The organism is Haloarcula sp. JP-Z28 (assembly GCF_011440255.1).
GTDB lineage: Archaea > Halobacteriota > Halobacteria > Halobacteriales > Haloarculaceae > Haloarcula > Haloarcula marismortui.
Map to the genome: position 1 here is coordinate 1 of NZ_JAAOHT010000073.1, position 7,873 is coordinate 7,873.

The following is a 7,873-nucleotide window of genomic DNA, read 5'->3' on the forward strand; positions in this document are numbered from 1 at the left end:
CGACGACTTCGACCGGTTCGTCCTCACTCTCGGACTCGAACTCCTCGCTGCTGCCGCCGCGTTCGAGATACAGCATCACGCCGGCGACCGCCAGCACGACCCACGAGCGCCAGTTCGCCAGGTTCAGCGTGTAGCCGATGCCGAACGGCTTCTCCACCAGCATGTCATCGCCCGGCTTCCAATAGGCCGACACCAACCGCTTGAGGCTCGGTCGTTCGAAGTTGTACGGCACGCCGAACAACGTTCCCGACTGGGGTTTTTCTGCCATACCGATTCCTATTCGGGCCGAGGTTAAACCATTTGTCCACCACCTTTTTCGACGGGGGCATCGCGCTCGCTCCCGGCGAGCGCTCAACCCCCGTCTAAAAACGTCCTCAGAAGTCGGAGACTTCTGATGGGCTGCACAAGAGCTCCGCTCTTGTGAACGTGGGCGAAAAAGGCGCGAATCGCGGAGCGATTCGCGTGAAACCGCGGCCGAAGGCCGCGGTATGCTTGCTCCGCTGACCGCAACTCAGCACCGCCCTTGGTTCCTATCCTACTGATACCGGCCCCGACCCTCGATGTCGTCGAGGCTGGCGAACACCGTGTCGGCGTGGTCGCTCTCGGTCCGGTAGGCGTCCTCGGCAGCCGACAGCAGCGTCTCGGGATCGTCCGCGGTCCCGGCGAGCGACTGGGCGAGGACGTGGAGGTCCATCGCGTGGTCCTCGGCCTCCTGCGTGTAGTAGCCGAGGCCGAAGTCGATCAGGAACGTCTGGTCCGCCTGTTCGTCACGACCACCGACCCGGACGTTCCGTGTCGTCGGGTCGCCGTGGACGAAGCCGGCGTCGTGGATGCGAGCGAGCCAGCGACCTACGTCCGCGACCCGCGCCTCGGACAGCCCCTCGCGGAGGTCCGCGTCGCCCACCCGCTGGAAGACGATACGAGATTCCTGCGGGTCCACGTCACGGACAAGCGGCGTCGGGACGCCGTGTCGGCGCGCCTCGCTGGTGAGGCGGGCTTCCTGCCGGGTCCGCTCAGTTCGGAGGCGTTCGTCCAGTGTCGGATGGCGGTAGCTCCGGGGGACCCGCTCCTTGATGACTCGGTCACCGTCGAAGCGGACGGTCGCCTCCGCGCCCTGGACTTCGTCGTCCGCCGCCCGATAGCTGTCCACCGACTCTTCGGTCCCGCGCCAGGTGACGGCCACCTCGTCGGGCCGGAAGTTCGAGTCAATCTGTGAGTCTTCGATAGCGATGGTGTCGCCGGCCGCGTACATCTTCGCGCCGAGTATGGCTATCATCCCCGCGTTGTCCCGCAGGAAGCGATTTTCGGGGGCGTAAAACGTTGCGCCGCGTTGCTCGCACATCTCGCCGAGCATCCGCTGGAGACGGTCGTTCTGGCCGACGCCGCCGCCAAGCACCAGCTCGTCAGCGCCGGTCAGCGACAGCGCCCGCTCGGCGACTTCGGTTAGCATCGCGAAGATGGTCTCCTCCATGCCGCGGCAGACATCGTCTACTGGAACACCGCTATCGACGGCCTGCTTGGCGGCGCTCATGATGCCCGAGAAGGAGAAGTCCATCCCCTTGACGACGTAGGGCAGTTCGTGGTACTCGCCGTCGCGGGCGTGCTGTTCGACCTTCGGTCCGCCGGGATGGGACCAGCCGATGTGGCGGGTGAACTTGTCGATAGCGTTACCGACGCCGGTGTCCATCGTCTCGCCCAGCACGCGGTACCGGCCGTTGCGGTAGCCCAGGATGTGGGCGTTCGCGCCGGAGGCGTTCAGACACACCGGCGAATCGAAGCCCGAGCGGTGACGGCCCACTTCGAGGTGGGCGACCATGTGGTTCACGCCGACCAGTGGCACGTCGAACCGTTGGGCGACCGCCCGAGCGGCTGTGGCGACGATACGCAGGCAGGGGCCAAGTCCCGGGCCACGAGCGAAGGCGACGGCGTCAATCGGCGCGCTGTCGTTTCCGTCCCCGCCGGCGCGTTCGTGTGCGTGCTCGATGGCCGTCTCGACGACGGTCGGGATGGCTTCGCCCATATGCTCGGCGGCCTCGCGCGGGTGGATGCCGCCGCTGTCTGGCGCGTATGCGTCCGTCTCGATGAAAACGTGGTCGTCGTCAGTTACCTGCGCTGGGTCCGGCGTCTCGAACACCGAAGCACTGGCTGCCCAGGCGGTACCTTCGATACCCAGAATACGCATCGGGCGGCCTTACTTCCACTCGGTGTAGCCGCACTTGCCGCAGTGCTGGCGGTCCTCGTGCTCGGCGAGGACGGTGTCGCCGCACCGGGGGCAGGTCTCGCGGTCGAGTTCGCCGTCGTCGCTGTAGTACTCGTTGTGTGGCATCTATGCTTCCTCCGCTTCCTCTTCGCCGTCGGCGACGATCTTGTTGCGTTCGAGCATGTGGTCCTGCTCGACGTCGCGAGCGTACTCGGGGTTGTCGTAGACCTTCGCGTAGCCGACCGTCTTCCGCATGCCGAACTTGGTGTCGAGCTTGTGGATGACGACTTCTTCGGCATCCTTGTTCAGCGTGGCCGCAAGAGAGTCGCGGACAGAGAGACGGGAGGGGGTGGCTTCGTCGTGGACGACCTCGAACCGGACGTCCGTGCGGTGCAACATGGGATTCTCGTCTTCTTCGATGATGTCGATATCCATGGTTCGTTGTCCGTATCTACCCGCCGAAGCGCGTAAAAGGATTTCGAAGCGGTTGACGCCGCCTCGGCGGCTGAGCGTCCGCGATTCCGTGTCACCGAGCCGTACCGTGATTCGGCGAGGAACGGGAACGCGCTGTAGCGGCACGCTCCGACCGTTACAGTCCTGATAAAGCGATAGCGGCTGGACGCCGACCCTTACTGCTCGCCCAGCTGTGCGAGGAGGTGTGAGAGATGGATTCGCTCGTTGGCCGCGTCGACGAGCGCCATGTCCGTCTCCCCGGCCATGGTGTGAATTTCGGCCAGTCGATCGCCGGAGTAGCGTGACCGGGCCACCGCCAGTATGTCGTCGAGGATGTCGGACGCGCCATACCCCTCGTCGACGAGCAGGTCGTCGAGCGTCGACCGCGCGTCGGTAAAGCGCCCGTCTTCGGCCGCGTCGATCATCTGCTCGACCTGGTCGTCGGCTTCGACGGCGTTCAGCGTCTCGAACGCGGCGTCCATCGTCACCTCGCCCTCGGCTTCGGCGGTCGTCTGGGCGGCCAGCACTGCCGTCCGGAGGTCCCCTTCCGCGTACCCGGCGACGTACTCGATGCCGTCGTCGTCGTGGTCGACGCCCTCTGCGGTGACGATATCCTCCAGTACCGACGCCGTTTCCTCGTGGGTCGGCTCGCGCATCACGACCGGGAAACACCGCGAGCGAATCGGCGGGATAACAGCCGAGGGCTGACGCGTCGCGATGACGAATTGCGTCGCTTCGTAGTACTGCTCCATCACCCGACGTAGCGCCTGCTGGAAGTCTTCGCGCATCCCCTCGGCGTTGTCCAGCAGAATGGTCTTGTAGCTGCCCGACACCGGCGAGTAGCTGGCGGACTCCTTGAGCACGTGGTTGATGAGGTCGGCCTTCGAGGACTCGCGCCGTCGCTTGCTGTCGATGAACGACGCGAACCGCGGGTCGTTCGAGACCTCTTTTTTTGTCATGCCGAACACGTCGGCCATGTTGAGTTCGGTAAAGTCCGCGTCGGGATTCTCGTGGACCTCCCGGGCAAAGGCCCGGACAGCGGCCGTCTTCCCGCTTCCCTTCGGGCCGTGGACCAGAAGATTCATCGGCTCCTCGATGGCTCCTTGCAGGTGCTCGCGGGCCTTCGGCTGGCGGATATCCGACAACTCCGGGGCGTGTGTCTCCGTCCACAGCGGCGCGTCCATCTGTTGGCTCTGGGTATGCCCGGCCCCGACAAGTATCCCGCGGTCCGCGGGTTGTGTCGCTCATAGCGGTAAACGACAGAGTGGAGTGTGCCGGCCGGGAATTGAACCAGACTCAGACGTTCCGGGTCGCTCACTGCGTTCGCTTTCCGGGCTGCGACTGATAGGGTGCAATTCCCGGCTACTGCATTTACTGATCGCGAATTACTCGCAGCAAAATGCGCCGGCCGGGAATTGAACCCGGGCTATTGCCTTGGGAAGGCAATGTCCTACCACTGGACCACCGGCGCTCGTTGCAGTCGCGCCGAGGCTCGCGGTTCCTGCGGAACCGTTCACCACCGGCGCGCTGTGGTAGACTGCAGGTCGGTCGGACCTGCGAACCCCGTACCGAACTGTCAACAGCGACTGCACTTGAACGTAGCGTTTTGACTGGACGCGTGTCCGAAAATATCAGGTCGATAGATGGGTATTAGTTCCGTCCGTCCAACTAGAAGACATGGCAACGGCCGAATCCATTGTCCGTGCCGATGAGCCGCTGAACCTGACGTTCTCCGAGGCTGAGTTGGAGGCGCACCGCGACCATATCACCTCGTTCATCGAGGCACAGGTCGACGCCGCCGGTGTCGACACCGTGGTGATGGGGCTCTCGGGCGGCATCGACAGCACGCTCGTTTCGCATCTGGCCGTCGAAGCGCTTGGCCGTGACGCCGTTCACGGGCTCGTAATGCCCAGCGAGGTCAACCGGGCTGACAACATGAGCGACGCCGAGCGGGTGGCTAACGACCTGCTCGGCATCGAGTACGACGTTATCGAGATCAATCCGCTGGTCGACACGTTCCTCGATGCATACCCCGACGCCGAGGGCGACCAGCTCGCCGTCGGCAATCTCCGTGTTCGCTGTCGGGCGGTGCTAAACTATCTCGTCGGCAACCACGAACAGGCGCTGGTCCTTGGGACCGGAAACCGCAGTGAGGCACTGGTCGGCTACTACACGAAATACGGTGACGGTGCGGTCGACTGCCACCCCATCGCGGCGCTGTACAAGCAACAGGTCCGACAGCTGGCGAAACACGTCGGCGTCCCCGACGACCTCGCCGAAAAGACCGCCAGCGCCGAGATGTGGGCCGGCCAGACCGACGCCGACGAGATGGGGATGGACTACGACACGCTCGACTCCATTCTCGCCCTGCACATCGACGGCGGTGTTCCGGCAGCCGGGACAGCCGACCAGCTCGGCGTCCCGCTCGATGTCGTCGAGACTGTCCGTGAGATGTACGAATCGAGCGCCCACAAGCGAGCGATGCCGCCGGGTCCGGACCCGCTGTACTGAGTCTGTTTTCGTTTCAGTCGCTATCGAACCGGGTTCTCCGGGCCGCGACCCAGATACTCCGAGAGGAACGCGTGGACCGTTTCGGCGTCGTAGCTGTCTATCGTTAGCTCGTGCTGCCACGCCGTCACAACGTAGGTCGCCCGTGGGTCGTCGTTGGGGTTCGGAACGGCGACGACGCTCCGCCAGGTGCCGGTATGAACACTGGAAAACTCCCGGAGGCTCTGTCTGGCTTCGGGGGAAATCTCGTCGGGGTCGTAGTAGACGATGACCGCGCCGTGTTCCAGCGTATGGACGAGTGAACCGAGCAGCGGCGTCGCTTCGTAGAAGCCTGCACTCACCGTTGACGCATAGTGTGTCCCGGAGAGTGGCGGGACTCGCTGGTAGTCGATAGCACTGCCTTCTTCGACATGGTTGTTCCCCCGGTCCGGGAACTGTTCCACACTGGACAGTCGGTCACTGTCGCCGGTGTCGTCCAGTGACGACGCTTCGACCCCGGTGGCCTCGACCGCGGAGAGCGGCTGTGCACCTGTCGTCCCGACCAGGTCCGCGTCACTTCCGCTGCCGCCGTCGCCACCGCTCAACTGAGTCACGTACACTGTGAGCCCAATAGCGAGCACGACGACGACGCCGATAACAATCGGCCCGACCGGGAGGGCGTTCCCCTCTTCGCCACCGGTATGCTCTTCGACGCGCCGTCGATCAATCGCGCCCAGTTCGCCGTCGTGGGCGTCGTCGAGATGGTCAAGGTAGGTGTCGTCGCCGTCGAACGATTCCCCGCAGTACTCACAGTCGACCATTGGCGGTCCGTATGCGAGGCGTCGTCTTGTACCCTTTCCTACTCGGTCTTCGCGTTGAGGTCGGCGAAGGCCTGCTGCTCGCGGCGCTCCTGTGTTTCCCTGTCTGCATCGTCTCGCATCCGTGCTTTCAGCACTCGAAGCGCGTCCGCGTCGACGGCTGCTATCTCTTCAGCGACAGCCCGAGGCTCCGCAGTCACCCGTGAGACCAGCCCCATCTGCAGCGCCGTCTCGGCGTCAAGCGTTCGGCCGGAGAGTGCGATGTCGAGCGCGTCGCCGGTCCCGACGATGTCGGGGAGCCGCGCCGTCCCGCCCCACGCGCCGAACAGGCCGAGCTTGACCCCTGTTTCCGCCAGCGTCGCGTCGGGCGTTGCCACACGGATATCACAGGCCAGCGCCAGTTCGACGCCGCCGCCCCGTGCTGCGCCGTCGATACCGGCAACAACAGCCCCGTCGTAGGATTCCAGTGCGTGAGCGACGCGCTGGCCCAGCGCCGCGAACGCTTCGGCGCTCTCTGCATCGAGGGCCTTGACCTCGTCTAAGTCCGCGCCGGCACAGAACGCCTCGCCAGCGCCATGGAGATACAGCACTGGTTCGGTCGCTGACTCGACGGCTGCTTCGAGGTCACGTAGCGCCGCACTGGTGAGCGCATTGCGCTGGTCGGGCCGGTCAAGCGTCAGGGTCCGGATACCATCGCCGTTCGTGGTCTGTACCATGGCTGCTGTGACTCTGCGGTTTCCAAAGGTCTTTGCCCTTCCCGTCGCTAGACCCTCATAATGGAGGAAGTGGCGGCAGTTCGCCGAGCGGCGTTGGCGGCAGTCGACGATGTCGAGCCTGACCGGCTTCACGAGCGGATCGACGCTCGCCTTGACGACGCGTCGCTGGCGCCCGGCGTCCTGACGCTCGTTAGCGCGGGCGCAACCAGCGACCCACCGGTTGACCTGGCTGACGGCGTCGCCGACAGAGCCGCCGGCGTCCAGCTTATCTACGAGGGGCTCTCGCTTACTCGTCAACTGGCCCACGACGACCCCTGGGTCAACGGCAACCGCGATACGGCCGACTTGGATATTCTCATCGCGGACATCCTCGTCTCGCGTGGCTTCTACCTGCTCGCCAGAACCGAAGCCGCCGATGCTGCCGTCTCTGTCGTCCGTTCGTTCGGCCACGACCAGACCGTCCGTCAGACGACCGACGACGAAAGCCTCGACACTGCGCTTGAAACGGATATTCTGGAACTCGCCGTGGTTGCCGGCGTCACCGCCGCTGGCATCCGCCCCACCCCGACACTCCGCGAGTACGCGACTGAACTGGCCACTGACGGCCTCCCGCCGAACGCCGAGTTGCTCGGTGAGGAAGTCGCCGACGCGCTCCGAGCCCGCGCGGGAGCCGAACAGCCATCCGGGGACGGAACCGAGGCCGCCGCCGACCACTGATACTAATCGACACACCGGTCTCGAATCGAAACGACTTTAGACAATTGCCGGATACACACTGTTGCGTGCCTGGGTAGCTTAGCGGTAAAGCGCGTCCTTGGTAAGGACGAGACCCCGGATTCAAATTCCGGCCTAGGCTTCTCACGCGAACTATCTGCGCGGAGTTCCATCTCCGCGCGACTCCCGTGAGCGTGTGACACGGGAGCGGGATTTGAATCCCTGGAAGACGACCACTGAGAGTCTTCCTCTGGTTCAACCGGCCCATGCTTTCTGCAACGAACGAGCTTCGCGGAGGTCCATCTCTGCGCAACCTCGCCGTGTGTGTCCCGCTGAGGCTTTTTACGAGGAACCAACTGCGCAGGCTTCTGGCGGTTCGTAAGTGGATAGTGTGCCAGTGGCAGCTATAATCCCGAATATCGGTCTCCTATGAGGTTTTGAGGCCGTCAGTTCTGCTGACCCCTTGCAAAGGGATATACCGGAGT

9 protein-coding genes and 2 tRNA genes are annotated in these 7,873 nt (G+C 64.3%); 3 read left to right on the plus strand and 8 right to left on the minus strand.

The window, feature by feature from the left end; genetic code table 11:
• The 6 genes from G9463_RS19565 to G9463_RS24560 all read right to left on the minus strand — a co-directional run.
• Positions 1-268, minus strand: a 268-nt coding sequence (locus G9463_RS19565) for a DUF5808 domain-containing protein (RefSeq protein WP_165897605.1), incomplete at its 3' end; no start/stop codon positions are given.
• Between the two features lie 267 nt (positions 269-535).
• Positions 536-2,182 (minus strand): bifunctional N(6)-L-threonylcarbamoyladenine synthase/serine/threonine protein kinase, encoded by a 1,647-nt coding sequence (locus G9463_RS19570; RefSeq protein ID WP_165897606.1) that lies wholly within the window; start codon positions 2,180-2,182, stop codon positions 536-538.
• Between the two features lie 9 nt (positions 2,183-2,191).
• Positions 2,192-2,326, minus strand: a complete 135-nt coding sequence (locus tag G9463_RS19575; RefSeq protein ID WP_004590578.1) for a 30S ribosomal protein S27ae — start codon at positions 2,324-2,326, stop codon at positions 2,192-2,194.
• Entirely contained in the window at positions 2,327-2,635 is a 309-nt protein-coding gene (locus tag G9463_RS19580; protein ID WP_004516108.1) for a 30S ribosomal protein S24e, read from the minus strand. It lies immediately after the preceding gene.
• Positions 2,636-2,829: 194 nt separating this feature from the next.
• On the minus strand, positions 2,830-3,837 hold the full coding sequence (locus G9463_RS19585; protein WP_165897607.1) for an AAA family ATPase: 1,008 nt from the start codon (positions 3,835-3,837) through the stop codon (positions 2,830-2,832).
• 216 nt (positions 3,838-4,053) lie between these two features.
• Positions 4,054-4,124: transfer RNA gene (locus G9463_RS24560), tRNA-Gly, on the minus strand.
• A 206-nt stretch (positions 4,125-4,330) separates the two neighbouring features.
• On the opposite strand from G9463_RS24560, the gene G9463_RS19595 reads away from it, so the two are divergent.
• A complete protein-coding gene (locus G9463_RS19595) occupies positions 4,331-5,164 on the plus strand; it encodes an NAD+ synthase (RefSeq protein WP_011224256.1) in 834 nt (277 codons plus the stop codon).
• 20 nt (positions 5,165-5,184) lie between these two features.
• Here G9463_RS19595 and G9463_RS19600 read toward each other — a convergent pair whose 3' ends face one another.
• Positions 5,185-5,961: a DUF3105 domain-containing protein gene (locus tag G9463_RS19600; RefSeq protein WP_165897608.1), complete on the minus strand. Its 777-nt coding sequence runs from the start codon at positions 5,959-5,961 to the stop codon at positions 5,185-5,187.
• Between the two features lie 38 nt (positions 5,962-5,999).
• A complete protein-coding gene (locus tag G9463_RS19605; RefSeq protein ID WP_004959376.1) occupies positions 6,000-6,674 on the minus strand; it encodes an enoyl-CoA hydratase/isomerase family protein in 675 nt (224 codons plus the stop codon).
• A 60-nt stretch (positions 6,675-6,734) separates the two neighbouring features.
• Between G9463_RS19605 and G9463_RS19610 the strand changes: the two genes are divergently transcribed.
• Together G9463_RS19610 and G9463_RS24565 are read left to right on the plus strand one after the other, a co-directional pair.
• A complete protein-coding gene (locus G9463_RS19610; RefSeq protein WP_007189438.1) occupies positions 6,735-7,391 on the plus strand; it encodes a hypothetical protein in 657 nt (218 codons plus the stop codon).
• Positions 7,392-7,458: 67 nt separating this feature from the next.
• A tRNA-Thr gene (locus G9463_RS24565) sits at positions 7,459-7,530 on the plus strand.
• The last annotated feature ends 343 nt before the right edge of the window (positions 7,531-7,873 follow it).

Bases quoted from the DNA above. Each gene is read 5' to 3' on its own strand.
- G9463_RS19580 (WP_004516108.1), bottom strand. From the start codon at position 2,635: ATGGATATCGACATCATCGAAGAAGACGAGAATCCCATGTTGCACCGC.
- G9463_RS19605 (WP_004959376.1), bottom strand. From the start codon at position 6,674: ATGGTACAGACCACGAACGGCGATGGTATCCGGACCCTGACGCTTGAC.
- G9463_RS19585 (WP_165897607.1), bottom strand. From the start codon at position 3,837: ATGGACGCGCCGCTGTGGACGGAGACACACGCCCCGGAGTTGTCGGAT.
- G9463_RS19600 (WP_165897608.1), bottom strand. From the start codon at position 5,961: ATGGTCGACTGTGAGTACTGCGGGGAATCGTTCGACGGCGACGACACC.
- G9463_RS19610 (WP_007189438.1), top strand. From the start codon at position 6,735: ATGGAGGAAGTGGCGGCAGTTCGCCGAGCGGCGTTGGCGGCAGTCGAC.
- G9463_RS19595 (WP_011224256.1), top strand. From the start codon at position 4,331: ATGGCAACGGCCGAATCCATTGTCCGTGCCGATGAGCCGCTGAACCTG.
- G9463_RS19570 (WP_165897606.1), bottom strand. From the start codon at position 2,182: ATGCGTATTCTGGGTATCGAAGGTACCGCCTGGGCAGCCAGTGCTTCG.
- G9463_RS19575 (WP_004590578.1), bottom strand. From the start codon at position 2,326: ATGCCACACAACGAGTACTACAGCGACGACGGCGAACTCGACCGCGAG.